Below are 24,596 nucleotides of genomic sequence, written 5' to 3'. Positions count from 1 at the left end.
CTTCCCCCCATGGCAGAACACGCCTCGCCTTCAGAAATCGCCCGCGAAGTGCTGCGCCGCCTGGTCGTTGCGCGCAAGCCGCCAACCCCGGAGAACTTCCGCGAGCTGTACAACCAGATCGCCGGCACGCCCGGTGAGGAATCTTTCCCCGAGCGCAGCTTCAAGATGATCGCAGCCGCGCTGCCGCGCGCGACCCCGGAACAGCTCAAGGCTGCGCGGCGCTTCGAGGCGGCCATCGCGGACCGCAACTGGCAGACCTTCAAGCAACACTTCACCGCCATTCTCAGCGAAGACGAAGGGGATACCGCGGCCTGGGGGCCGCTGCTGCGCGAGCTACTGAACCAGTGGACACGCCGTCAGGCCGGTCTGTCGGAAGGCGCCAAACAGGATGGTCTGAACCATGTACTGGAAGCCAACCAGAGCGACGCCGAACTCCTCCACACTCGCCTGCAGGCGCTGGTGCGCGGCTGGGCACAACTGCCGACCGCCCGCAGTCTGCCGATCGAAGCCGCAGAACCGCCCGCGGCCAGTGCCCCTGCAGCAGAAATCGCAACGACGGCCAGCACCACATCTGCCCCTAACAGCCAGATTCCCGACGCCTGGCGCGAACTGCTCGCCCAGGTGCTGGAGAACACCCTCGGTCTGCTACTGATCGACACGCCCGAGCTGGCCAAACAGGCCACCGACCTGGGGCGCATGCTGCGCGCAGGAGACCTCGGCGAGGCCAGCCAGTTCGAGCGCCAGCTCAAGGACTTCACCTACAAGCTGCAATGGGTGGCGCAGGACCAGAGCTACATCCGCCAGGCCCTGCTGAATCTGCTGCAACTGATCATCGAGAACATCTCGGAACTGGTCGTCGACGACAAATGGCTGGCCGGGCAGATGGCCCTGGTCATGGACCTGTTCGCGCGCCCGCTCGACAAGAGCACGCTGGAAGAGCTGTCGGAGCGCCTGCGCGACGTGATCTACAAGCAGGGCACGCTCAAGCGCAGCCTGACCGACGCGCAGGACCGCCTGCGCGACATGCTGGCGCACTTCGTCGAACGCCTCAGCGAATTCGCCGAATCGACCGGCAGCTACCACAGCCGCATGTCCGACTTCGCCACTCAGGTGTCGCAGGCCAACAGCCTGGACGAACTGACCGGCCTGATCGAAGAGGTCGTGAAGGAGTCGCGCGAGGTCGAGAACCGCGCGCGCCGTTCGCAGCAAGAGCTACTGAGCCTGCGGACCACGGTGGACCAGGCTTATCGCGAGATCGCCCGCCTCGAAGGCGAACTGGAGCAGGCCAGCACCATGGTGCGCCACGACCCGCTGACCGGCGCGCTCAACCGCAAGGGCCTGGACGAGATTCTGGAACGCGAGATCGCCCGCATGCAGCGGCGTCAATCGCGCCTGTGCCTGGCCTTGCTGGACGTGGACGACTTCAAGAAGCTCAACGACACCTACGGCCATGCCACCGGCGACGACGCACTGCGCCACATGGCCCAGGTCATCCGCGAGAACCTGCGCCCACAGGACTCTTGCGCCCGCTACGGCGGCGAAGAATTCCTGATCCTGCTGCCTGACACCGCGCAGGACGAGGCGATGGTCGCGCTGACCCGCTTGCAGCGCGAGCTGACCAAGCGTTTCTTCCTGCACGAAAACCAGAAGCTGCTGATCACCTTCAGCGCTGGCGTCACCGAACTGTCCATGGGCGAAGACCCCCAGTTCGCCATCGACCGCGCTGACAAAGCCATGTACAAGGCCAAGCGCGCCGGCAAGAACCGCGTCTTCGGCGAATAGCGATCCATTCGCCGTGAGTAGGGCGGAACTCCACAGGAGGTTCCGCCACACCGTCCTCACATGGCCTGATGCAGATTGCTGCCCTCAGGGCGGCCGGCGGAACCTCCTGCGGAGTTCCGCCCTACGATTCCCCGGATTGATGACAAAAAAAAGGGCAGGCTCGAAGGCCTGCCCTTTTTGCATGCTGCGATGCGGCTTACTTCAGCTTGCCCGCCCCCGCATTGGCCTTGACCGAGGCTTCGACGGCGGAAGCTGCCTGCAGCGTGTAGCTGTAGGGCGGCGTCCACACATTGCTGCCGGTCGGGGCCGTCATGCTGCACTGGCCGTCCCAGCTCGCCACCGTGCCGGCGGGGATGCCCAGCGTGGTATCGGCCTTGTCATAGCTGACGAACTGGTGGCCCGAGGAACGGAAGCCCAGGTAGTCCTTGCCCTTGATGACCTTGCCACAGGCCTCCGACAACTTCATGCCGGTGAAACCGTAGAAGTTGTTCTGGATGAGCTGGTTGGACTGGTAGCGCGCATCCGAACCGGCCTCGAACTTGAGGTCTTTGTTCGAGGTATTGGTGCTGCCGGTCACCAGATTATTGAAGATATGCACCTGGCCGAAGCGGTTCAGCGGCAGGCGGGTGCCGGCGTGATCCCACCAGTTGCCATGCAGGGTCACGTGCAGGCGGCCCGCATCGCTCCAAGCGCGACCGGAATCACCATTGCCGATCAGCGTGGTCTTGTGGTGCTTGGTGAAGTAGCTGTTGCTGATGGTCACGTAGTCGGAACCGCGCACCACGTCCAGCGCACCGTCATGGCGCGTGTCGGAGGCCAGCGAGTCCGGCGTGTCGCCATCCGAGATCGACACATGGTCGATCCAGACGTTCTGCGCGCGCGAGATGGTCACACCGTCTGCGTAAGCATTGGCCGAGTCTTCCGGATTCACGTCCCAGGGCGTGTCGATCTGCAGGTTGCGGATGATCACGTTCTTGGTCCAGGTCGGGTACTCGTCGCCATCCTTGCCGGCCGCTTCCCAGGCCTTGAAGTCGGCCTGCGAATCACCGCCTGCGGCCAGCGCCAGCTCGCCACCGATCAGCAGGGTGGTGCCGGTAATGCGCGCCGGGCGGCCTTGCGCATCGTTGATACCGACCAGCGTGGTGTTGGACGGAATCATGATGGAGCCGCCGTACTTCTGGTCGGAGTAGCTGGTGTATTCCTTGAACACCGTGTTGTTGCTGCTCCAGCGCAGGTCGATGTGGCCGACGACGCGAATGATCTTGGGATCGTTGCCCGCTTCGTTGATGGCCGCCACCAGTTGCTGGCCGTTGAACACGGTGTAGACGCGGTTGGCCGTGGCGGAGGAGCCGCCGGTGACGACCACCTTGCCCTTGCGCGAGTAGCTGTGCCAGCCGTTGGCCGGCGCCACTTCACGCTCAAAGCTCAGCTTGCCACCCGTGGGATCCACCGTCGCGAACTGCCAGGTCGGCAGGGCCGGCGCCGCCTTGTAGTTGCTCGGGCTGTGCAGGCCATCGACGGCCACCGGCGCGGAATAGTTGCGCACGCCGTACTGCGCGGTTTGCAGCGGCGTGCTGGCGCCGGTCAGGGTCTTGGCGTCGATGCCACCGCCACTGGAGCTGCTCGACGAGGAGCTGGACGAGGACGAGCTGCTGCTGGAGCTCGACGAGGACGAGCTGCTGGAACTGGACGAAGAGCTCGACGAAGACGAGCTCGATGAGGAGCTGCTGGAGCTGGAAGAACTGCTCGACGAGGAACTGGACGAGCTGCTGGAACTCGACGAGGAACTGCTGCTGGACGAGCTGGAAGAGCTGGACGAGGAGCTCTGCTGTGCGCCATAAGAGCACCAGGCCGAGCTGGTGTAGCTGTTGGCCGGGAAGGCCGAGCCGATGCACGCGAAGCTGCCGGTCTTGGTGGCGTACACAAAGGAGCCGGACTTGCCCAGGGCCACCGAACGCGTACCAGTCATGGCGCAGGTTGCGCCGGTGTTCTGCACGCACTTCGTGTAGCCCGACGGATAGTCGGCTGCGGCCTGCGCGCCCAGCGCCGCGAACGCCAGCAAGCCGCCGGCGATCAGTTTCAGCTTCATGGTGTCTCCTCGAACCCTGGTCGGGTTGCTTTGATTTTGAGTGGTCCGCGCGGTCCGCACCGTAGTCCGGACGTCGAACGAACGCTCGCATACTACCCGAGCAGAAAACGATAGAAGTGCGAAATTGTTGGCGAGAACACGCTGTAAACAAAACCCGGCCCATGCTTGCAAAGCCTTGCGCAGTGCAGCATTCCATCGCGTGAAAGGATGTCTGGCTCTATGCCCTTGGTGATAGTCCTGGCCCACAATGAAAAACCCCTTGTCGGCGGCGCCAGGCACCACCGACAAGGGGAAGCTTCACCCCCGCCCGCCGGGAGACGGAACAGGCGGGGTCAATCCCTTACATCAGGCCGCTCAGTTGCCCAGGTTCACCAGGCTCGGGCCCAGCAGGATCACATCGGACAGCTTCACCTTACAGTTCGCGGTATCCCACTCCACGCCCAGTGCCGAGGTGCTGCCCTGACCCTTCACCACGCCCTGGTAGACCTGGCAGACCTTGACCTTGGAGGTCGAGGTGTTGTCGATCACCAGATTGGTGATGGTCGCGGTATCGCCGAAGTTCTTGTTGATGCCGGCGATGGTGGGCACCGCGCGGGTGATCACGTTGTTGACCTTGAGCGTGCGCGGACCACCGTTGCCCGTGCAGTCGCCGCAGGAGCGGTAGAGCTTGCCGGCATCGGAGGCGTAGAAGTTGCTGATGCGCACTTCACCACGGCCATTGTGCTGGAAGGTCTTGTCCGAGCCCTTGTAGGCGCCGCCACAGTTCACCTCCATCACCGAACCCGCCGGGCCGAGGCCGGTGGCGGCGTCTTCACCGATGTCTTCCCACCACACGTTCTCCAGCTTGCAATTGCCCAGGCAATGGATGCCATCGGCAGCCAGCGTACCGATCACGACGTTGCGCACGATGCCACCGTCCTGCACGTCGATGACTGCCGGCTGACCTTCCGACTGGCTGCCACCCGACAGGTTGTAGCGCTTGTTGCCGCCGTCGAACACCGTGCCGGCCGGCACCACCAGGGTGGCGGAGAGCTGCACCGTTTCAGTCGGTGTGGGCATCTTGCAACCCGGGAAGTAGCCCTGGCCGCTGGTGTAGTTGCCCCAGGTCGTGCCGCCCGACGAGCTCGACGAAGAGCTGGACGAACTGCTGCTCGAGGAGGAACTGGAAGACGAGCTGCTCGAAGAAGAGCTCGACGATGAGCTGCTGGACGACGAGCTCGACGAGGACGAACTGCTGGACGAGGAGCTACCCGTGCCCGAGATCGGGATCGAACATTCGTTCACCCCACCCGCCACCTTGCTGCCGGCGCCGAAGGTCGCTTCGCTGCAGACGAAGCTGCCGCTCAGGGTCTTGTAGGTGAACTTGTCGGCGCGGCCGAAAGCCACGCTGGTGGCCGTACTGACCGAGCAGGTCTTGCCCTCGGAACAGATGGTCTTGTAGCCGGCGGGCCGGTTGGCCGCCTGGGCGCTGCCGACGAAGGCGGTTGCCAACGCCAGCGCCATGAGGTGCTTCAGTTTCATCGCTGTATCTCCAAAGTAAGTTCAAGACACCGCCTGCGTTTGTGCGGAGGGCGGCTCCCCGATGAAGGCGGCCGCCACACCTGGCAGCCGCCTGCATTCATGTCACTTCGCCGCCCCCGGACCGGTGTTGTGGTACTCGGCCAGATAGGGTTTGTCGGCCGTACCGTACTGCGCCGGGTTGCTGCTGCTCCAGTCGGCCCACGGCGGGTTCTTGATCTCGGCCGCGACGTAGGACTCGCGCACGATCACCTTGCCCAGCGAGGCACCGTTGCTGGACGACTCCGGCCACTGGCGCGCGAAGGACACGGTCGCCGCGCCCGGATCGACACCGAAGCTGCAGTTGGTGAACAGGAAGCCGTAGGGGTGCAGCGCATTGGTGCTGGGCGCCGCGATCGTGCTGCTGTTCTTGCGCACGCGGGTGAAGTAGATCGTGCTGTTGTCGAACACCGCAGTGCCACGCCCGAAGATGAAGTCGGTGTCACCTTCGATGTAGCTCTGCGCGAAGTAGCTGCGCGCCACCACATCGACTGCGGTCGTCTTCACGTACAGCGTGTCCTGGTTGCCCAGCATGCGCGTCTTGTAGAACAGCGCGCGATCGCCCACCACCATCAAGGCCACCGCCTGGCTCTCGCCATTGGCCTCGCTGTAGGTATTGTGGAAGGTCAGGTTGCTCGCCTCAAAGTTGTCGCCATTGACCACGAACAACGAGGAGCAAGTCGTGCCGATGCTGCCGCTCTTGCTGGCACATGCGTCATAGGTCGCCTTGATCGAGCTGGGTGTGCTGCTGTTGAACACCGCGCCGCCCGGATTGCCCAGTGCCGCGTACTGCGCGCCGGTCAGCTTGGCGGCCGTGGGCAGGGCAATCACCGTCTGTGCCGGGTCCGTGCCGCCGCCGTAGATCGTCAGCGTCGGGCCCTTGGGCACGATGACCAGTTCGTTGTATGTCCCCGGCATGACCTTGATGTACTGGCGGGTGGTCTTGCCATTGACGGTCGCGGCCGTCACCGCGGCCTGCACGGTGGTATGCGTGCCGCCGCTGGCGGCCACCACGAAGTCGGGGTTGGCCGGGTTCTGCACCACCGTCGCGCGCGGGTTCCAGTTGTCCGTGACCAGCGCGCCGATCGTGCCAGCGGCGGCCAGGAACTGGGGGACGTCATACTTTGCCGCTACCGTGTCCGAGAGCTGCGGGCGGGTCGCCGTGCTGGGCGGCCAGCCGCCACTGGAAGACGAGGAGCTGCTCGACGACGAGCTGGAGCTGCTGCTCGACGAGGAACTGCTCGACGAGCTGGAAGACGAACTGGAAGACGAGCTTGAAGAGGAAGAGCTCGATGAGGACGAAGAACTGCTCGAACTGGAAGAGGACGAGGACGAGCTGCTGGACGAGGAACTCGAACTGGATGAACTCGATCCACTGCCCGAAGGCACCGAGCACTCATTGACCCCGCCCGAAACCTTGCTGCCGGCCCCGAAGGTCGCCTCGCTGCAGACGAAGCTGCCGCTGAGGAGTTTGTAGGTGAACTTGTCTGCGCGGCCGAAGGCCACGTTGGTGGATACCGCCACCGAACAGGTCTTGTTCTCGCTGCAGATTGTTACGTATCCCGCCGGACGATTGGCCGCCTGGGCCCCTCCTGCAAGCGCCAGCATGGCCAGCGCCCCCATGGTGAAACGACGCATCTCAGTCTCCTGGTTATCGGTGGGCACAGCCCCGCAAGGGGTGCATACCCACTCTTTGGCACAACATGACCCGGGCACCGCGACCTGAGCGCGGTCACTCGGGGAGAGAAGAGATGATGCGTGTGGGCAGGTGACCGCCGACCGGGGCATCGGGCATATCCCGACGGGCGGCAACACCCATCAAGGCAGGCCAGGGCCAGACACGAGTAATCGCGACCGGGAACGACAGAACCGCCGCCCCTGCCCCGCCATGACGCGCGGGCACAGCCGGACGAACGGACGGCGCGAGCCTTCACCGTGCGCCACCGCAGCACTCTCTTGTTTTGTCGTTTTCGGCAAATTTATATTTTTAATCACTGACTTGCGATTTTGCCGCCTGTTCAGGCTAGCAGCGACGCGGCCACAGTCAACGATCATCCATTGCGCTGCGCAGCAGGCGCGCGCTGTCAGATAGGCGCCCCTCGGCGCTGGGCTTCGCCCTGGCGCAGATATGCTGGCGCAGCAATCGGGCTACCATGCCGCACCTCCCTTTCACGCGAGAGCCCACATGCGCACCGCCTTGCGACTGCTTGCCACCCCGCTGAGCGTCTTGCCCTGCCTATGGGCCGCCGCCGCCTTGTGGATAGATGGCCCGGCCTCGCGTCCGTTCGCGGCCAGCCTCGCGTTGGGCCTGCTGGTGCTGGTCGGTCTGCTGCTGTGGCGGGTACGCCCCTATCGGCGGGCCTGCCTGGCCTGCCTGGGTGTCTTCGTCATAGTGCTGGCGTGGTGGCTGAGCCTGGCGCCCAGCAACGCACGCGACTGGCTGCCCGACGTCGCCAGATTGCCGCGCGCCCATGTCGAAGGGGCACAGGTGACGCTGGATAACGTGCGCAACTTCCACTACCAGGGCAGCGACAGCCGTTTCGAGGAGCGTTGGGAGACGCGCCGCTACAACCTGGACCAACTCGTGGGTCTGGATATCTATCTGTCGGAATGGGGCGCGCCCGGTATCGCCCACACGATCATGGCCTGGCGCTTTGCCGATTCGCCGCCACTGGCGATCTCCATCGAGACGCGCAAGGAACGGGGCGAGGAGTACTCCGCGCTGAAAGGGTTCTTCCGCCAGTACGAGTTGTACTACGTGGTAGCCGACGAGCGCGACGTGATCGGAGTGCGCGCCCGTTACCGCGGCGAACGGACACGCCTGTTCACCCTGCGCGCCGATGCACGCAGCGCACGTCGCCTGCTCGAAGGCTATCTGGAAGACATCAATGCGCTGGCCGCGCAGCCGCGCTGGTACAACGCCTTCACCACCAACTGCACCACGGTGATCTTCGACAACGTGCGCCATGTGTTCGGCCTGCACAGCCTCTTCGACTGGCGGGTCTACGCCAACGCCCACCTGCCAGCGATGCTGCAGGACCAGGGCAGCATCAATACCCAATTGTCCTACGATGAGTTGATGCGGGTGAGCGATGTCACCGAGCGCGTGCAGCTGGCCGGGGACGGCGCGGACTTCTCGACGCGCATCCGCCTCGGTCTGCCGCAGCCCCCACGATCACGCTGATTTCGGCGGCTCGGCGGGTGCTGGATACCAGTGCGCCGGCGGCACGATCTTGGGTGCCTCGGGGTCGGCCTCATAGTTGGGCGACATGATCTGCACACCGTACTCGTTGAACACGTCCTGGATGTTGGCGTGCAGGCGGGTGAGCACCTCGGCGCGCGAAGCGGCGCCTTCCGGTACCGCCTGGCAGGCCAGGCAGTACTCCGGGTAGAAATCCGACAAAGCGGTCTGGAACACGCGCGGCGCGGGGTCGCTGAGGATGCCCGGAGTGCGGCGTGCCGCTTCCTGAAGCATGGCCTCCACCTGCCGCCAGGGCGTGTCATAGCCAATGGTCAGCTTGGTGTCGATGACGTAACCCTTGCCCTTCACGGCGCGCGAGTAGTTCTGCGTGGCGCTGCCCACGATCATCGAGTTCGGCAGCGTGATCTCGGCGCCGCGACCGGTGCGCAGCCGCGTGGCGAACATGCCGATGTCGACGATGGTGCCCTCGTACTCCCCGATGCGCACATACTCGCCCCGCCGCAGGGTGCGCGTGTACATCAGGATCAGCCCGCTGGCTGCCTGCCCCACCATGCTGGACGCGCCCAGCGACACCATCAGGCCGATCAGCACCGACACGCCTTTGAAAGCCTCGGTCTGCGCCCCCGGCAGATAGGGGTAGGCCATCACCAGCGCGAACACCCAGATCAGGATGGTGGTGATCTTGCGCGTCGGTCGCACCGTCTCCGGGTCGAGCCAGGCGACTTCGGCCTCGCCCTTTTCGACGCGGTCGAACAGGGGGCTCAGCAGACCGATCACGCCGCGCGCGATGAAGAAGGTCAGCACGGCAATGAGCAGGTTGGGAATCGCCGACAGGATGCCGCCACCCAGTTGCAGCAGCACGCCCAGCAGGAAGCCGTTGAGCTGCTCGCCCCACACGCGGGTGTAGGGAAACTGGGCAAAGACCTGGCTCAGCCAGCTATAGGTGAGCATGCTTGCGAGCAGCCAGAAGAGCAGGTTGATGCCCCAGCGTACCGCGGCCAGCACGCGGTCGCGGCGGATCAGCTCGCCGCCGGCCAGTTGCAGCTTGCCGGCACCCGCCAGCGCCAATGCGCTCAAGCGCTCGACCAGCCAGCGCCGCAGGCGCGCCAGCCCCCACAGCAGGCAGAACCACACGGCGGTCACGGCGGCCGCAATCAGCAGACTGTGCAGGATGGCCTGGGTATCGCGCAGTTCGCGCGCTTCGGCGGCCACCTGGCGCAGTGCAGTGACTGCGCGCTGGGTCAGTTGCTCCAGCGTCTCGCCCGACAGCGCGTCGGCGTCGGCCGGGCTCAGCAAAAAGACCATCTGCCCGTCGAGCAGAACCAGATTGCCCAAGGGATTGGCCTGCACGCTGACCTCGCCAGGCCCGCCGCGCCGCAGGATTTCGTTGATGTTGCGGCTATTGCGCTCGGCACGCTGCTGCGGCGTGGCACCCAGCACGTTGGCGCGGAACTCGACCACCGGGCGGTTCATGATGCGCAGCTCGGCGCTGTCGGCGGCCGGCTGCGCCGCGACCGGCGCGGAGTCCGCCCGCACGCTGCCCACTCCCAACGCCAGGGCCAGGCTCAACAAGACCCGCCCGAGGCGCGTCGTGGCACGCCTCACCCCACATGCTTCCGGCTTCGCTCCCCCCACAACCGCCCCCTTCCATCAGCAAGCAGTACGCCTCGCGGGCAAGGCTCACAGGGTAACCCGACCATCGGCCGGGCGGCGCACTCAGACGCGATAGGCCGAAATGGCCTGAGCGATCTCGTGACCGACGCGTGAGAGGCGATCCGCCGATTCTGCCGAGGTGGTCGCGGCGGCCGTGTTGCGCTCGGTCATCTGGGCGATCTGCTCGATCTGCGAGGCAATGGTTGTGCTGGCGATGGTCTGTTCGCGCATCGCCACCGTCATCTCGTCCACCACGCCCACGACCGCGGCGGAGCCGCTCTGGATTTCACCGATCGCCTCGCCGGCGCGCTGCGCGTTCTGTACCCCGCGATCGACCTCGACCACCGAGGAAGCCATGCGCTCCACCGCATCTCGCGCCCCGTCCTGCATCTTCTGGATCAGGGTGGAGATTTCCACCGTCGCATGGGTAGTGCGTTCGGCCAGCTTGCGCACCTCGTCGGCCACCACCGCGAAGCCACGTCCCTGCTCGCCGGCGCGCGCCGCCTCGATGGCGGCATTCAATGCCAGCAGATTGGTCTGGTCAGCGATCTCCTTGATCATGTTGGCGACCGAAGAGATGCTCTCGCTGTCGTCGCGCAGGGCAGCGATGCGCTCGGAGGCGCTGCGCACCGAGTCGGAGATGCCCTGGATGCCGGCCACCGTCTCCATGATCACACTGGTGCCGCGGTCGGCATTGCTCTGCGACTCTTGCGTGTGCTGGCTGGCGTCACGCGCACGCTCGGCGATCACCGAGATGCTCACGGTCAGTTCCTCGATCGCCGCGGCGATACCCGCCGTGGCGTCGCTCTGCTGGCGCGAGTTGTCGGCGATCTGGCGCGAACTGGCATCCGCCTCGTCGACGGCCGCCGTCATTTTGGCCGCCGCGCCCTGAATCTCGCGGAAACTGGCCCGCAGGCGCCCCAGCAAGTCGTTGTAGGCCTTGAGGGTCTGCCCGATCTCGTCGCGCGAGCTGACCGGCACGCTACGCGTGAAGTCCAGGCTGCTGGCGGTGGCCGTGATGGCCTGCTGCATGCTGATCAGCGGGCCGGTGATGGAGCGGGCAAGCAGGAAGCCGATCACCGCCAACCCCACCAAACCCACCAGGGCCGCGGTGATGGACACCCCCAGGGTGGTCTTGTAGGCACTGCTGCTGGCGGCGGACACGCGTTCGGTTTCGGCCTGGCGGAGCTTGCTGATCTGGTCGAACGCCCCGCTCAGCTTGACGTGCAGGGCACCGACCCCGGTCTGCATGATGTCGATGGCCATCTTGTTCTCGCCCATGTTGGCGAGTCCCTTGACCCGGTTCATCTGCGAGATGAAGGTCAGCAGGCCCTGCTTGACCTCGTCGATGAGCTTGGTTTCCGCCTCATCGGTGACCATGGCCTGGTATTCATTGATGCGCTTGATCAGGGCGTCATAAGTGTCCTTGACGCGCTTGTCGATGTCCGCGTTCTTCGCCGCGTCGGCATTGGTGGCCTGGTCATAGGCTGCGCCGTACATGCTCAGGTACAACACCCGCACGTCGGCCGCCGCCTGCATGCCAGGCACCACCTCCCCGGTCACGCGCGCCACGCTGGCGTCAAGCCGCTTGAGTCCGAACAGCCCCACCCCCACCAGAACGGCACAGATGGCCAGTGCAACGCCCACCAGGGCCCAGATTTTCTGCTTGATCGACATGTCATCCCCACTACAACTCCCCGGGCCAGCACGCTTCCGACCCACCGCCCGGCAGGTGATCGTCCCTCCGCTTACGGCCATCGGCGCTGTTTCTTGAGCCCCAAGGCCTTGTCTTAACGCAAAGCGCTGGCGTGGGCGGCATAATCGCCGCCATGCGCCGCGCTTCCTCCCTGCCCCTGCCCGCCCCCGGCGGCGAACTGCACGCCTGGGCCACGATCAAGTCCCTGCTGCCCTACGTCTGGCCATGGAAGTACCGTATCGCCCTGGCCATGGCCTGCCTGGTCGCGGCCAAGGTCGCCAACGTGGGCGTGCCACTGCTGTTCAAGCAACTCGTCGACGGCCTCGCCCCCACCAGCAAGGAGGCCCTGGTGGTGGTGCCGGCAGCCCTGGTGTTGGCCTACGGGGCGCTGCGCTTTGCCACCTCGGCCTTCACCGAGCTGCGCGAACTGCTGTTTGCGCGCGTCACCCAGCAGGCCGTGCGGCGCATCGCGCTGCAGGTCTTCGAACACCTGCATGCGCTATCGCTACGCTTCCACCTGGAACGCCAGACCGGCGGACTGACCCGCGACATCGAGCGTGGCACGCGCTCGATCGGCTCGTTGATCAGCTACGCGATCTACAGCATCCTGCCCATCCTGGTCGAGATCGCCCTCGTGCTGGGCGTGCTGCTCAAGCACTACAGCCCCGTGTTCGCGCTGATCACGGTCGTCACACTGGGGGCATACATCGGCTTCACGGTACTCGTGACGAACTGGCGTACCACGCTGCGGCGCGAGGCCAACGAACTGGATTCGGCCGCCAACGCACGCGCCATCGACAGCCTGCTCAACTACGAGACGGTCAAGTACTTCAACAACGAGGGCTACGAAGCGCGGCGCTACGACGAGCAAATGGGAGCGTGGATGCATGCGCAGATCCGCAACCAGTACTCGCTGTCCGCGCTCAACGCGGGCCAGGCGCTGATCATCGCGCTGGGCGTCACGGCCATGATGTGGCGCGCCACCGCTGGCGTGGTCAGCGGCGAGATGACGGTGGGCGACATCGTGCTGGTCAATGCCTTCCTGATCCAGCTCTACATCCCGCTGAACTTCCTGGGCGTGCTGTACCGCGAAATCCGCCAGGCACTGACCGACATCGAGCGCATGTTCGGCCTGCTGCACACCGAGCGCGAGGTGGAGGACGCGCGCGACGCGGTTGATCTGCCCAGCGGTCCGCTGCACCTGCGCTTCGAGGCGGTGGGTTTCGCCTACGACCCGCGCCGTCCGGTACTCGACGGCGTGAGTCTGGACATTCCGCCCGGCCACACCCTGGCCGTGGTGGGGCACTCCGGCGCAGGCAAGTCCACGCTATCGCGCCTGTTGTTCCGCTTCTACGACGTGAGCAGCGGCCGCATCACGCTCAACGGACTGGACCTGCGCCAGTTGAAGCAGGCCAGCCTGCGTCGCGCGGTCGGCATCGTGCCGCAGGACACCGTGCTGTTCAACGACAGCATCTGGCACAACATTCAGTACGGCCGCCCCAACGCCAGCAAGGAAGAAGTCATCGAGGCGGCGCGCGCCGCCCAATTGCACGACTTCATCAGCAAGCTACCCGACGGCTATGACACGCGGGTCGGCGAGCGTGGGCTGAAGCTGTCCGGCGGCGAGAAGCAACGCGTGGCGATCGCGCGTGCGCTGCTCAAGAATCCGCCGGTGCTGATCTTCGACGAGGCCACCTCGGCCCTGGACTCGCGCACCGAGCAGGCGATCCAGGCCCAACTCGATGCGGCCGCGCGCGGCCGCACCGCGCTGATCATCGCGCACCGCCTGTCCACGGTGATGAACGCGGACGAGATCGTGGTGCTGGACGGCGGCCGCGTGGTCGAACGCGGCACCCACGCCAGCCTCCTCGCACAGGAGGGCCATTACGCCCGCATGTGGGCGCTGCAGCAGCAGGAGCGCGTGGCGGAGGCCTGACGCGCCCGCCCGGCACGAAGGGCCCGCCATTGTGCGCCCGCCCTTGCGCAAAAGTAGGAATCTGTCCTACAAATACCCTGCTCGCACCAGGGCGCAGCATGTGGCCGTCGTGCGACATCGCAGCATAACAACGACATACACTCTGGAGACAAATCATGCGTATGACCCGCTTCGCGCTGGCCATGGCCACCTTGGCCATGGCCGGTAGCGCTACGGCCGCCAACCGGCCGGCCGGCTATGTGACCATCTGTACCGAGGGCAAGACCTGCTCGGTCAGCAGCAGCACCAACGTGGCCTTCGGCCGCGCGGACAAATTCACGTTCAAGCAGCTCTCCGGCAGCTTCCTCTGCTCCGAGGCCACCTTCGGTGCCGGCAGCAAGGTCGCTGGCGGCGTCAACGAGTGCTCGGTACCGAGTGGCAGTTCGTCGAGCAGCAGCTCATCCAGCTCCTCGTCCAGTTCCTCGTCCAGCAGCAGCTCGTCCTCCTCAAGCTCGTCCTCCAGTTCCTCCTCTTCGAGTTCGTCCTCTTCGAGCTCCTCTTCGTCGAGTTCCAGCTCTTCGTCATCGAGCAGTTCTTCGAGCAGCTCGTCCTCTAGCTCCTCGTCTTCCAGCTCCTCGGGTGGCCTGGTCGACGGCCAGATGGGCTGGGCCACGCGCGCCAGCGGTGGCTTCCCCACGGGCGGTGCCGGCGGCCAGTCCTGCACGGCCACCACGCTGGCCACGCTGCAGTCCTGCATCGCCACGGCCAGCAGCGGTGCCAACAAGAGCATCCCGTGGACCATCTACGTCAAGGGCGTGATCAATGGCGCCACCAATGCCGACGGCACCGGCTACACCCAGCAGCGCATCTCGCGCCCCAACACCTCGCTGATCGGCGTGGTTGAGAACGGCGTGATGCCAACCCTGAAAGCGGTGTGGATCAACATCAGCAGCCAGGACAACATCATCGTGCGCAACGTGCGCTTCGTGGCCGGCACCGATCCGTCCTGGGCGTATGAGAATTTCTCGAAGTGCACCTACGTCGACAAGGACTACTGCCCCTCCAACGCCGAGCCGGACTCGCTGACCCTGCAAGGCGTGACGCGCGCCTGGATCGACCACAACGAGTTCACCGACGGCGCGGACTTCAACGGCGTGAACACCAACAAGGCCTGGTACAAGATGTATGACGGTCTGCTGGACATCAAGAAGGGCTCGGACTACATCACCCTGTCGTACAACAAGTTCAGCAACCACGACAAGACGATGCTGATCGGCGCCAACGACTCGGCCGATGGCGACTACCGCCTGACCTTCTACCGCAACTGGTTCCAATACACCGGTCAGCGTACGCCGCGCGTGCGCAACGCCCACGCCCACATCCTCAACAACCTGTACGAGGGCGTGAGGCGCACCACCGAAGACCGGCCTTATCACATGACCTATGCCATCGGCCTGGGTTTCAATGGCAAGGCCTATTCGGAGCGCAACGTGTTCGACATCCAGGGCGCGGCGGCCACCAACCTGCTGTCGGCCAACTTCGACGCCTGGAGCCAGTACTTCACCGACGTCGGCTCCTGGCTCAACGGCAGCCCGGTTGACCTCAACGCGGCGGCGGCCGAAGTGGTGAATGCCAAGAACGCACTGGAAGGCGACACCAAGCCCTTCCTCGGCCCGGTGAGCTGGAACCCCGCCGCCAACTACGGCTACACCCCGCTGCTGACGCCGGAAGCCGTCCGTGCCGCGGTCAAGGCCAGCGCGGGCGTAGGCAAGATCACACCCTGAGTCAGGACAACCCCACGCGTCGATGCGCATCGCCCGCCCGGGAGACCGGGCGGGCTTTTTTCCGCCTGGCGCACGGCTGGCGGCCCGCTGTCGTAGCGCTGGCGGGGTGAGGCGTACGGCGACGGGACACCATGAGGCCTCGCACCGAACCCAAGAGGCCACCATAATGGACGTCATGCTCAACGCACCCCTGATCCGCAAGCTGCGCGAGGAACGCGCCTGGTCCCAGGAACACCTGGCCGAGGCGGCTGGCCTCAGCCTGCGGACGGTGCAGCGTGTGGAAGCCGAAGGCAAAGCCTCGGCGGAAACCCGCCTATCCCTGGCCGCAGCACTGGGCGTGCCCGTCTCGCAACTGAACGCCAGCGAAGCGGCGCCCGGCACCGCGGCCGGCACCCTCAGCCCCCCGGCACCGGCGAGCGGCCCGCGCCTGAGCTGGGCCCACTACCGCCTGCTGCGTCTCGCGCTGGTCCTGTGCATCCCGCTGGGCATCGACCTCACCCACAACGGCGGCATCACCTGGTCGCGCTGGCTGCTGCTGGCCCTCGCCCTTGTCTTCGTGCTGCGCTACCTGCGCAGGCATTTCGTCGAAGCCAAGCCCAAGCGCGCATAAATACCCTCCGCCAAAAACAAAACCCCGCCGAAGCGGGGTTTTGTCTTGAAGCATTGAGTGCCTAGCACTCCAGTCGCGGAGCAAGCGTCGCGAGCAGTCCGAGGTCGCAAGGAGGAGCGGAAGCGTACAGAAGTACGCTGAGCACCGGAGTTGCGAGATCGGGCTGCGCAGTAGCTTGATCCGCTGGCTGGATTACATGCCCATGCCACCCATGCCACCCATGCCGCCCATGTCAGGCATGCCACCAGCCGGCTTGTCTTCGGCCAGTTCACCCACCATGCAGTCGGTGGTCAGCATCAGGGAAGCCACGGAGGCAGCGTTCTGCAGCGCGGTGCGGGTCACCTTGGTCGGGTCCAGCACGCCCATTTCCACCATGTCGCCATACACGCCGTTGGCCGCGTTGAAGCCGAAGTTGCCCTGGCCTTCCAACACCTTGGAGACGACCACGGAGGGCTCGTCACCAGCGTTGGCAACGATCTGGCGCAGCGGCTCTTCGATCGCGCGCAGCACGATCTTGATGCCGGCTTCCTGATCGGGGTTGTCACCCTTCACGGTGCCGATGTTGGCACGGGCGCGCAGCAGGGCCACGCCACCGCCGGCCACGATGCCTTCTTCCACGGCAGCGCGGGTGGCGTGCAGCGCGTCTTCGACGCGAGCCTTCTTTTCCTTCATTTCGACTTCGGTGGCAGCGCCAACCTTGATCACGGCCACGCCGCCGGCCAGCTTGGCCTTGCGCTCTTGCAGCTTCTCGCGGTCGTAGTCGGAGTTGGAGCCTTCGATCAGGGCTTCGATCTGGGCGACGCGTGCCTGGATGGCTTCCGCCTTGCCGATACCGTCGATGATCGTGGTGTTTTCCTTCTCGACCTCGATGCGCTTGGCTTGGCCCAGGTCGGCCAGGGTGGCCTTCTCGAGCGACAGACCGACTTCTTCGCTGATCACCTGACCGCCGGTCAGGATGGCGATGTCTTCCAGCATGGCCTTGCGGCGGTCACCGAAGCCCGGGGCCTTGACGGCGACGGTCTTCAGGATGCCACGGATGTTGTTCACCACCAGGGTGGCCAGGGCTTCGCCATCGACATCTTCGGCCACGATCAGCAGCGGGCGGCCAGACTTGGCGACTTGTTCCAGCACCGGCAGCAGGTCACGGATGTTGGACACCTTCTTGTCGTACAGCAGCACGAAGGGGTTATCCAGGGTGGCGATCTGCTTGTCCTGGTTGTTGATGAAGTAGGGCGACAGGTAGCCGCGGTCGAACTGCATGCCTTCGACGACATCCAGTTCGTTGTCCAGGGACTTGCCGTCCTCGACGGTGATCACGCCGGCCTTGCCGACCTTGTCCATGGCGGTGGCGATGATGTCACCCACGGAAGAGTCGCTATTGGCGGAGATCGAGCCGACCTGGGCGATTTCCTTGCTGGTCGAGCAGGGCTTGGAAGTCTTCTTCAGCTCTTCGATCAGGGCGGCGACCGCCTTGTCGATGCCGCGCTTCAGGTCCATCGGGTTCATCCCGGCAGCCACGTACTTCATGCCTTCGCGCACGATGGCCTGGGCCAGCACGGTAGCGGTGGTGGTGCCGTCACCGGCCACGTCGGAGGTCTTGGAAGCGACTTCCTTGACCATCTGGGCGCCCATGTTTTCGAACTTGTCCTTCAGTTCGATTTCCTTGGCGACCGACACACCGTCCTTGGTCACGGTGGGGGCGCCAAAGGAGCGCTCCAGCACCACGTTACGGCCCTTGGGGCCCAGGGTCACCTTGACCGCGTTGGCCAGGATGTTGACGCCAGCAACCATGCGCTCGCGAGCGGAATCGCCGAACTTGACTTCTTTAGCAGCCATTTCTTACTCCAGAAATTGATTGAAATTCGTATGGGGATCGAAGTGCGATCACTCGATCACGCCGAAGATGTCTTCTTCGCGCATCACGAGGAGTTCGACGCCATCGACCTTCACGGTCTGGCCGCTGTACTTGCCGAAGATGACCTTGTCACCAACCTTCAGTTGCAGGGCGCGCACGGAACCATCTTCCAGGATCTTGCCGGTGCCCACGGACACCACTTCACCCATATCGGGCTTTTCGACGGCAGAGCTGGCCAGAACGATGCCGGAAGCGGTCTTCTCTTCGGCTTCAACGCGCTTGACGACAACACGGTCGTGCAGGGGACGAATCTTCATATTCACTCCTGAATCAGAGGAAGGGTCAAAAAATCGGGGATGCCAAGCATCCATCAATGTAGGGTTCGAGGCCGGCTGAACGCCTTTTGTTAGCACTCACCCATGGCGAGTGCTAATAATAGGGGCAGCCCCTCCCGATTTCAAGCCGCCCGGGGCGCAGGAAGCTCCGGCCCGGATCATTTCCCAAGCCCAGAGCGGCTGACTGCAGTCAGAGTGGAAGCTTCCGGCAGACACCGGAAGTGCAGACCAAGAAAGGGAATGCGCGCATCTGCGCGCCAAGGAAACAGCGCTTCTCACCCCACGACGAGGCGGAAGGCGCAGCGCTCTCGTGGCCGCGCCTCACCGACGCCATGACCACGGCCCGGCTGCCTGAGAAGGCTCTCAGGCAGCAGGAGCCGGCATTCAGTATGCCGTGGCGTCGTTCGCCATCACCCCTACCGTGCGCAGGATGATCTTGAGGTCGAGCGAGAGGGACCAGTTGCGCAGGTACTCGAGGTCGAACTCGATGCGCTTCTTCATATGCTCAAGGTCGTCTCCGCCACGGTAGCCGTTGACCTGGGCCCAGCCCGTGATGCCCGGCTTGACCTTGTGGCGGATCATGTAACCCGAGATCAGGCGACGATACTGCTCGTTGACGGCCACGGCATGGGGGCGCGGACCGACGATGCTCATTCGCCCCTGCAGCACGTTGATGAACTGCGGCAGCTCATCGAGCGAGGTCTTGCGGATGAAGGCCCCGAAGCGCGTCACCCGGGCATCGCCGCGCGTGACCTGCTTGTAGGTTTTGTCGCCATCTTCCGTCACGGTCATGGAGCGGAACTTGTATACGACGATCTCCCGTCCATCCAGCCCGTAACGGCGCTGGGCGAAGATCACCGGCCCCGGCGAACTGAGGCGCACGCCGGCCGCCACAAACAGCAGTACCGGCGCGATCAGCGTCAGGATCAGCGACGACAGCAGGATGTCGGAGGCACGTTTGACCACGCCGTTGAGCCCCGTGAAAGGGGTCTCGCACACCGACACGACGGGGATGCCGTTGATCGTATCCATGCGCCCCTGGATGATGTCGGTCACGAAAATGTCCGGCACGAAATAGATCGACACCGTGGTGTCCTTCAAGGTGTCCAGCAGTTTCAGAATGCGCGGCTGGCTCGCCATCGGCAGAGCCAGGTAGATGTGGTCGATCTGGTAGCGCTTGACGTAGTCCACCAGTTCATCAAGCCGGCCCAGCAGCTTGTGGTCACCAATTCCCTCCAGGCGTTCGCGCGAACGATCATCGAAGAAGCCATGGAAGCGGATGCCCAGCAAGGGATCGTGGTCGAAGTTTGCCGCCAGATTCACCCCGATGTCGTTGCAGCCGGCGACCACCGCCTTGCTCTGGTAGGCCTCGGACGCCAGCACCTTGGGCATGAAATGGCGCACCAGCGCATGGGTGCCGACTGTCGTGAAGGGCAGCACGGCCAGCCATTGCCACACGAACCCATCCGGAAACACCGCGAGGTAGCCGCTGGCGTAGCCAAACACCAGCAGCAGGCCGGCCAGCATCGACAGGTTCCACGCCGTGCCACCGAGCATGCGCCCCCATGACTCGTGCAGCCTCGCCTCGCCCGGAAAACTCAGCGCAAAGGCCAGCACCCCCAGGAGGATGTGCTGCGCCCCCAGCTCGTCGGCGCGGACCAGGGCAACGAGAAACAGGCTCGCCACGATGATCAGGGGATCGAGATAGGCGTTGACCAGGCGCCGCGGCTTGAAGGATCGACGCGAGATACGCCGTGCGGCCAGACTGAGAGTTCCTGTTTGCGTGTTCATATGCGAGCCAGATTACTATACGGATTAACCCCAGCATTTCTTCCCGGGCCGAACGGGCACCCAGCGGGGGCGAACGCAGCGCTTAAGCCGTCGTCATCACGACCGGACACTTCACCCAAGCGAGACATTCCAATGCAAGACACATGCCGGAAGAAGAACAGGGCGCACGCCGAACGGGCGCACCAGAGCCGCCCCCGCTGTCACGCCCATCGCCTCGCCCCTGCACTGCTGTTGCTTGCAACGAGCGGCAGCGCCCTGGCCGAGACGCAACGCGAGGAGGGGTTCTTCTGGGATGTGTCGCAGAGCTTCACCCACGACGACAACCTCTATCGCCTGCCCGAAGGGCAATCCCCCTCCGTGCCGGGCTTTCCGGCGGAACGTGCCGACACCCTCTCGGTCACGCGCGCACTGGCCGGCTTCGAGCATCGCTACAGCCTGCAGAAGATCCACCTCGACGTCGAACTGCGCCGCAATGCCTTCGAGACATTCGACTACCTGGACCACACCACCACCAACCTGCATGGCCACTGGGACTGGGCCGTGGGCAAGCTCTTCAGCGGACGCCTGCAGGCCTCGCAGGACGAGAGCCTGCGCGGCTTCGCCGACTTCGCCTACACCACCAAGAGCATCAACACCTTCCGCCGCGTCGGCGCAGATGGACACTACTGGTTCCACCCCGAATGGGCTGCCGGCATCGGCCTGGCGCGGGTCTCCAGCCAGTACAGCGACGCCCAGTCGGCCAGCTCCGAATATGATGAGAACGCCTACGAGGCCATCGTCAGCTACCGCCCGAAGGGCAACAATCTCCTTTCCGGCGTGTTGCGACAGGCTGATGGCGACTACCCCGGGCGCGCCACCGGCGGCCCCTACCCCGCCGAGTACCGCCAGCGGGACGCGCGCCTGCGCGGCGAATGGGCCGTCACCGGCCTGAGCCGCCTGCACGGCTACCTGGGCTACACGCAGCGCAAGTACCCCGATTTCGCCAGCCGCAACTTCGACGGCCTGACCGGGCGCCTGAACTACGACTGGCAGACCACGCCCAAGCTCTTGCTGGGCGCAGGCTTGCGGCGCGAACTGGGTGCCCAGGAAGACCTGACCGACAACTACGTCGTCACTTCCGCCCTCAACCTTTCGGCCCGCTGGGATCTCGCCGCCCAGTTCGCCCTGGGCGGGCGCTACGAACTCCGCTATCGCGACTATGGCGGAGACCCGGGGCTAGGTGTCGTCCCGCTCGTGGGCCGCAACGACCGCACCGACTTCTTCGACCTCTATATGGATTACCTGCCGCTGACCTGGCTGAGCATCCGCCTGTCCGCGTCACGCGAGAGCCGCAGCGCCGACAACGCCGCCGCCGACTACAACGACACCCTCACCACGCTCAGCGCCACCGCTCGCTTCTGAGCCCCCCGCCGCGCCCTACAAGGCGCGGACGGCAGGCTTGCGCCCCCTCCTTGCGCACCACCGCCCCTGTTCCGAAGCCACAATTTTGCGTTGCATCATCGCCAAAACCGACATCCTACTTTGTCAGACCGTGCCCCATGTCGGGTCAGTCAATGCACCACAAAACGGCATCAAATATAGCAATTACCGCTTATTTGACATGTCGGACAACTTTACACGGATGCATTTGGCATTGACATCCGACCGTCCATCCAGAAATTTTGTGCGGCACTGCAATAGTTCTGAATTTACGGTCTATTCTGCGTAGAAGCCCTTAGGGATTTACCCCGATGGCCTGCTACTTGCTAGCTCTGTGTCACCGGTCTGGAGTCCTGCCTTCCCTGCAGCTCCTCTCCTCCCCCAATCCGAACAGGAGATTCAAATGAACAAGCTCAAGAATGCACTCGCGGGCCTGGCGCTTGGCGCCAGCGTCCTAGCCGCCGCACCGGCGACTGCGGCAACGTCCTGGGGCACGCATGACGCGGTGGAGTTTGGCGTGACCAACTCCTTCATCAGCTCCTTCGACTTCACCCTCAGCAGCCTGTCGTCGCTCGTCACCACCGTCAGCACCAGCACGGGCGGTGGCGCACTGGGCCTGTTCCAGGGTGGCACCCTGCTGGGTGGCCTGATCTACACCAGTGCGGTCAGCAGCGTGACCGGGGTGTTCTCCAACCTGGCGCCCGGCGCCTATTCGTACAAGATGCTCAACCTCGGCGGCCCGACCACCATCGTCTCCGCCGTCAGCGCGGTGCCGGAAATGGAAACCTACGCCATGCTCCTGGCCGGCCTGGGCATGATCGGCCTCGTCGCCCGTCGTCGCCTCGACAACTGATCGGTGCGGGCGGGCAGGCGCACAGCCTTTACCGCCCAACCCACGGGTTGGCCCTTGATGGCCACCGACTCTCCTTTGCGCACCGCCCCGCGAGTGCGTTAGTGCCGTGCCGCGGGCATTGCCGGCGGCACGGTATGTATTTGCCAGCGAGAAGCGTTCCTTTTCCAGACAGGCTTTGTCTGACGCTCTCATAGAACCGCCCGACAGGCGCTGCCATACGTTTCTTGCTGAGCATCCTCATCCTCGGACCGCCGGAGCTTCAGCACGATGATCGACCGTATTGCCCCCCCCTCCCTGCACCTGGCTTCGCGCCTGGTCCTCCCTGTCCTGCTCGTCGCAACCCTGGCTGCATGCAATGCCGGGGGCAAGGCCAGTTCCAGCGGCCAGGTGGTGGCGCGGGTGAATGGCGACGAGATCTCGGTCCATCAGCTCAACGTGCAACTGAGTCAGTTGCCGATCGCGGGCGCCGACCCCAAGGCGGTCGGGGCGGAAGTGCTGGAACGCCTGGTGGACCAGCAACTGCTGGTCAAGCAGGCCGTCGAGCGGCAGCTCGATCGCAACCCGGATGTCATCCAGAAGCTCGAAGCCGCACGTCGCGAAGTGCTCGCCCGGGCCTACAGCGAATCGCTGGGAGGCACCCAGGCGCCGGCCGACCCGGTGGTGGTGCGTGATTTCTATCGCGAGCACCCCGATCTCTTCGAGCGCCGGCGCATCTACACCCTGGCCGAGATCGTGATCCGGCCGCGTCCCGAGCAACGTGAGGCGGTCATGGCGCAGGTCAAGGCCGCCGCCCGCGTCGATGATCTGTCGGCATGGCTCAAGACACACGAGGTGCCCTTCATGGCCTCCGGTGGCCGCAAGCCTGCCGAGCAGTTGCCGCTGGAATTGCTGCCACGCTTCGCGGCGCTCAAGGATGGCGAGATCGCCTACTTCGGCAGCGGCGCCAGCATCAGCGTGATCCAGTTGCAATCCTCCGAAGAGGCCCCGATCAACGAAGCCGATGCCGCCGCCGCGATCCAGCAGTACATCGTCGCGCGCAAGCGGGCCGAACTGGTGCGCGAGGAACTGCAACGCCTGCGCGCGGGTGCCCAGGTCGAGTACCTGGGCGATTTCGCCAAACCCACCGCCGCCGCCGACAAGTCCTGATCCCGCTGGCTGGCGCGAGACTTGCAACACACTGGTGAGCACCCTGCCCCTTATCTGCCGAGACCGTCGATGCCCGTCATCCCGCACGCATATCCCGCCCGTGCCATCCTTCTTCTGTGCCGCCTGCTGGCCTGCCTGCTGCTGGCTGCCCCCTGCGTGGCGCGCGCTGCCGTCGCCAGCGAGTATGTGCTGGGGGCGGGCGACACCATCCGCATCAGCGTGTACCAGAACCCCGACCTCACCCTGGAGGCGCGCATTGCGGAGGGAGGCAACATCAGCTTTCCGCTGATCGGCGCGGTCAAGCTGGGCGGCCTGTCGGTACCGGCGGCGGAACAACGCATCGCCGGCCTGCTGAAGGACGGACGCTTCGTGCTGCAGCCACAGGTCACCGTGCTGCCGCTGCAGATGCGCAGCAATCTGGTCACCGTGCTGGGCTATGTGAACAGGCCCGGTCGCTACCCGCTGGAGACGCCGGGCATCCGTCTCTCCGACATGCTGGCCACGGCAGGCGGCGTGGCGGCTTCCGGCGCCGATCTCGTCACCCTGCAGACCAGTCGCGATGGTCAGGCCCAGCGCCGCAGCATCGACATCCCGCACATGTTCGAGAGTGGCAGCGGCGCAGATGAGCTGCTCGCTCCGGGCGACATCATCTTCGTCGGCCGCGCACCGCAGTTCTTCATCTATGGCGAAGTGCAGCGCCCCGGCGCCTTCCGCCTGGAGCGCGACATGAGTGTGATGCAGGGTCTCGCCACCGGCGGCGGCCTCAGCGCGCGCGGCACTGCGCGCGGACTGGTGGTGCACCGACGGAGTGCGGACGGCAAGCTGCTGGTGCTGACCCCGGGCATGGACGACCGCCTGCAGGCGGACGATGTCATCTACGTCAAGGAAAGCCTCTTCTAGGAGCGCATG

The 24,596-nt window shown here is 64.9% G+C and carries 17 protein-coding genes; 9 read left to right on the top strand and 8 right to left on the bottom strand.

Features of this window, described 5'->3' with window-relative positions; genetic code table 11:
- The first annotated feature begins 9 nt into the window (after positions 1 to 9).
- Positions 10 to 1,782: a GGDEF domain-containing protein gene (locus NMB43_RS02205; RefSeq protein ID WP_494350526.1), complete on the top strand. Its 1,773-nt coding sequence runs from the start codon at positions 10 to 12 to the stop codon at positions 1,780 to 1,782.
- A 196-nt stretch (positions 1,783 to 1,978) separates the two neighbouring features.
- Here the strand turns inward: NMB43_RS02205 and NMB43_RS02200 are convergent, their stop codons facing one another.
- The 3 genes from NMB43_RS02200 to NMB43_RS02190 form a co-directional block, all read right to left on the bottom strand.
- The gene (locus NMB43_RS02200) at positions 1,979 to 3,871 is read right to left on the bottom strand and encodes a pectate lyase family protein (RefSeq protein ID WP_494350525.1); all 1,893 of its coding nucleotides are present in this window, start codon (positions 3,869 to 3,871) and stop codon (positions 1,979 to 1,981) included.
- Positions 3,872 to 4,225: 354 nt separating this feature from the next.
- Complete coding sequence (locus tag NMB43_RS02195) at positions 4,226 to 5,392, bottom strand: pectate lyase (protein ID WP_494350524.1); 1,167 nt, start codon at positions 5,390 to 5,392, stop codon at positions 4,226 to 4,228.
- Positions 5,393 to 5,494: 102 nt separating this feature from the next.
- On the bottom strand, positions 5,495 to 7,066 hold the full coding sequence (locus NMB43_RS02190) for a pectinesterase family protein (RefSeq protein WP_494350523.1): 1,572 nt from the start codon (positions 7,064 to 7,066) through the stop codon (positions 5,495 to 5,497).
- Between the two features lie 547 nt (positions 7,067 to 7,613).
- Here NMB43_RS02190 and NMB43_RS02185 point away from each other — a divergent pair.
- The gene (locus NMB43_RS02185) at positions 7,614 to 8,612 is read left to right on the top strand and encodes an Lnb N-terminal periplasmic domain-containing protein (RefSeq protein ID WP_494350522.1); all 999 of its coding nucleotides are present in this window, start codon (positions 7,614 to 7,616) and stop codon (positions 8,610 to 8,612) included.
- On the opposite strand, the gene NMB43_RS02180 is transcribed toward NMB43_RS02185, so the two are convergent.
- Entirely contained in the window at positions 8,604 to 10,235 is a 1,632-nt protein-coding gene (locus tag NMB43_RS02180; protein ID WP_494350521.1) for a mechanosensitive ion channel family protein, read from the bottom strand. The two genes, NMB43_RS02185 and NMB43_RS02180, sit on opposite strands and share 9 nt — an antisense overlap.
- 111 nt (positions 10,236 to 10,346) lie before the next feature.
- Positions 10,347 to 11,960 (bottom strand): methyl-accepting chemotaxis protein, encoded by a 1,614-nt coding sequence (locus NMB43_RS02175; RefSeq protein ID WP_494350520.1) that lies wholly within the window; start codon positions 11,958 to 11,960, stop codon positions 10,347 to 10,349.
- A 152-nt stretch (positions 11,961 to 12,112) separates the two neighbouring features.
- Between NMB43_RS02175 and NMB43_RS02170 the strand changes: the two genes are divergently transcribed.
- The 3 genes from NMB43_RS02170 to NMB43_RS02160 all read left to right on the top strand — a co-directional run bounded on the left by NMB43_RS02170 (position 12,113) and on the right by NMB43_RS02160 (position 16,288).
- On the top strand, positions 12,113 to 13,915 hold the full coding sequence (locus NMB43_RS02170) for an ABCB family ABC transporter ATP-binding protein/permease (RefSeq protein ID WP_494350519.1): 1,803 nt from the start codon (positions 12,113 to 12,115) through the stop codon (positions 13,913 to 13,915).
- 155 nt (positions 13,916 to 14,070) lie between these two features.
- On the top strand, positions 14,071 to 15,678 hold the full coding sequence (locus tag NMB43_RS02165; RefSeq protein ID WP_494350518.1) for a pectate lyase family protein: 1,608 nt from the start codon (positions 14,071 to 14,073) through the stop codon (positions 15,676 to 15,678).
- 166 nt (positions 15,679 to 15,844) lie between these two features.
- Positions 15,845 to 16,288, top strand: a complete 444-nt coding sequence (locus NMB43_RS02160) for a helix-turn-helix transcriptional regulator (RefSeq protein WP_494350517.1) — start codon at positions 15,845 to 15,847, stop codon at positions 16,286 to 16,288.
- Between the two features lie 192 nt (positions 16,289 to 16,480).
- On the opposite strand, the gene groL is transcribed toward NMB43_RS02160, so the two are convergent.
- The 3 genes from groL to NMB43_RS02145 form a co-directional block, all read right to left on the bottom strand.
- Positions 16,481 to 18,124 (bottom strand): chaperonin GroEL, encoded by a 1,644-nt coding sequence (gene groL, locus NMB43_RS02155; protein WP_494350516.1) that lies wholly within the window; start codon positions 18,122 to 18,124, stop codon positions 16,481 to 16,483.
- A gap of 48 nt (positions 18,125 to 18,172) precedes the next feature.
- Positions 18,173 to 18,460, bottom strand: a complete 288-nt coding sequence (locus tag NMB43_RS02150) for a co-chaperone GroES (protein WP_494350515.1) — start codon at positions 18,458 to 18,460, stop codon at positions 18,173 to 18,175.
- 402 nt (positions 18,461 to 18,862) lie between these two features.
- Positions 18,863 to 20,269, bottom strand: a complete 1,407-nt coding sequence (locus NMB43_RS02145) for an undecaprenyl-phosphate glucose phosphotransferase (protein WP_494350514.1) — start codon at positions 20,267 to 20,269, stop codon at positions 18,863 to 18,865.
- Between the two features lie 231 nt (positions 20,270 to 20,500).
- Here NMB43_RS02145 and epsL point away from each other — a divergent pair, with 231 nt between their 5' ends.
- The 4 genes from epsL to epsE all read left to right on the top strand — a co-directional run bounded on the left by epsL (position 20,501) and on the right by epsE (position 24,587).
- On the top strand, positions 20,501 to 21,670 hold the full coding sequence (gene epsL / locus NMB43_RS02140) for an XrtB/PEP-CTERM-associated polysaccharide biosynthesis outer membrane protein EpsL (protein ID WP_494350513.1): 1,170 nt from the start codon (positions 20,501 to 20,503) through the stop codon (positions 21,668 to 21,670).
- A 421-nt stretch (positions 21,671 to 22,091) separates the two neighbouring features.
- Positions 22,092 to 22,541: a hypothetical protein gene (locus NMB43_RS02135; RefSeq protein WP_494350512.1), complete on the top strand. Its 450-nt coding sequence runs from the start codon at positions 22,092 to 22,094 to the stop codon at positions 22,539 to 22,541.
- Positions 22,542 to 22,808: 267 nt separating this feature from the next.
- Positions 22,809 to 23,687 (top strand): EpsD family peptidyl-prolyl cis-trans isomerase, encoded by an 879-nt coding sequence (locus NMB43_RS02130; protein ID WP_494350511.1) that lies wholly within the window; start codon positions 22,809 to 22,811, stop codon positions 23,685 to 23,687.
- A 69-nt stretch (positions 23,688 to 23,756) separates the two neighbouring features.
- Positions 23,757 to 24,587, top strand: a complete 831-nt coding sequence (gene epsE, locus NMB43_RS02125; protein ID WP_494350510.1) for a polysaccharide export protein EpsE — start codon at positions 23,757 to 23,759, stop codon at positions 24,585 to 24,587.
- The last annotated feature ends 9 nt before the right edge of the window (positions 24,588 to 24,596 follow it).

The organism is Uliginosibacterium sangjuense (genome assembly GCF_059132465.1).
Note: the sequence above shows the minus strand (reverse complement) of the source record. Positions and strands in the feature narration are given on the sequence as shown.

Bases quoted from the DNA above. Each gene is read 5' to 3' on its own strand.
- NMB43_RS02205 (WP_494350526.1), top strand. From the start codon at position 10: ATGGCAGAACACGCCTCGCCTTCAGAAATCGCCCGCGAAGTGCTGCGC.
- NMB43_RS02200 (WP_494350525.1), bottom strand. From the start codon at position 3,871: ATGAAGCTGAAACTGATCGCCGGCGGCTTGCTGGCGTTCGCGGCGCTG.
- NMB43_RS02195 (WP_494350524.1), bottom strand. From the start codon at position 5,392: ATGAAACTGAAGCACCTCATGGCGCTGGCGTTGGCAACCGCCTTCGTC.
- NMB43_RS02190 (WP_494350523.1), bottom strand. From the start codon at position 7,066: ATGCGTCGTTTCACCATGGGGGCGCTGGCCATGCTGGCGCTTGCAGGA.
- NMB43_RS02185 (WP_494350522.1), top strand. From the start codon at position 7,614: ATGCGCACCGCCTTGCGACTGCTTGCCACCCCGCTGAGCGTCTTGCCC.
- NMB43_RS02175 (WP_494350520.1), bottom strand. From the start codon at position 11,960: ATGTCGATCAAGCAGAAAATCTGGGCCCTGGTGGGCGTTGCACTGGCC.
- NMB43_RS02170 (WP_494350519.1), top strand. From the start codon at position 12,113: ATGCGCCGCGCTTCCTCCCTGCCCCTGCCCGCCCCCGGCGGCGAACTG.
- NMB43_RS02165 (WP_494350518.1), top strand. From the start codon at position 14,071: ATGCGTATGACCCGCTTCGCGCTGGCCATGGCCACCTTGGCCATGGCC.
- NMB43_RS02160 (WP_494350517.1), top strand. From the start codon at position 15,845: ATGGACGTCATGCTCAACGCACCCCTGATCCGCAAGCTGCGCGAGGAA.
- groL (WP_494350516.1), bottom strand. From the start codon at position 18,124: ATGGCTGCTAAAGAAGTCAAGTTCGGCGATTCCGCTCGCGAGCGCATG.
- NMB43_RS02150 (WP_494350515.1), bottom strand. From the start codon at position 18,460: ATGAAGATTCGTCCCCTGCACGACCGTGTTGTCGTCAAGCGCGTTGAA.
- NMB43_RS02145 (WP_494350514.1), bottom strand. From the start codon at position 20,269: ATGAACACGCAAACAGGAACTCTCAGTCTGGCCGCACGGCGTATCTCG.
- NMB43_RS02135 (WP_494350512.1), top strand. From the start codon at position 22,092: ATGAACAAGCTCAAGAATGCACTCGCGGGCCTGGCGCTTGGCGCCAGC.
- NMB43_RS02130 (WP_494350511.1), top strand. From the start codon at position 22,809: ATGATCGACCGTATTGCCCCCCCCTCCCTGCACCTGGCTTCGCGCCTG.
- epsE (WP_494350510.1), top strand. From the start codon at position 23,757: ATGCCCGTCATCCCGCACGCATATCCCGCCCGTGCCATCCTTCTTCTG.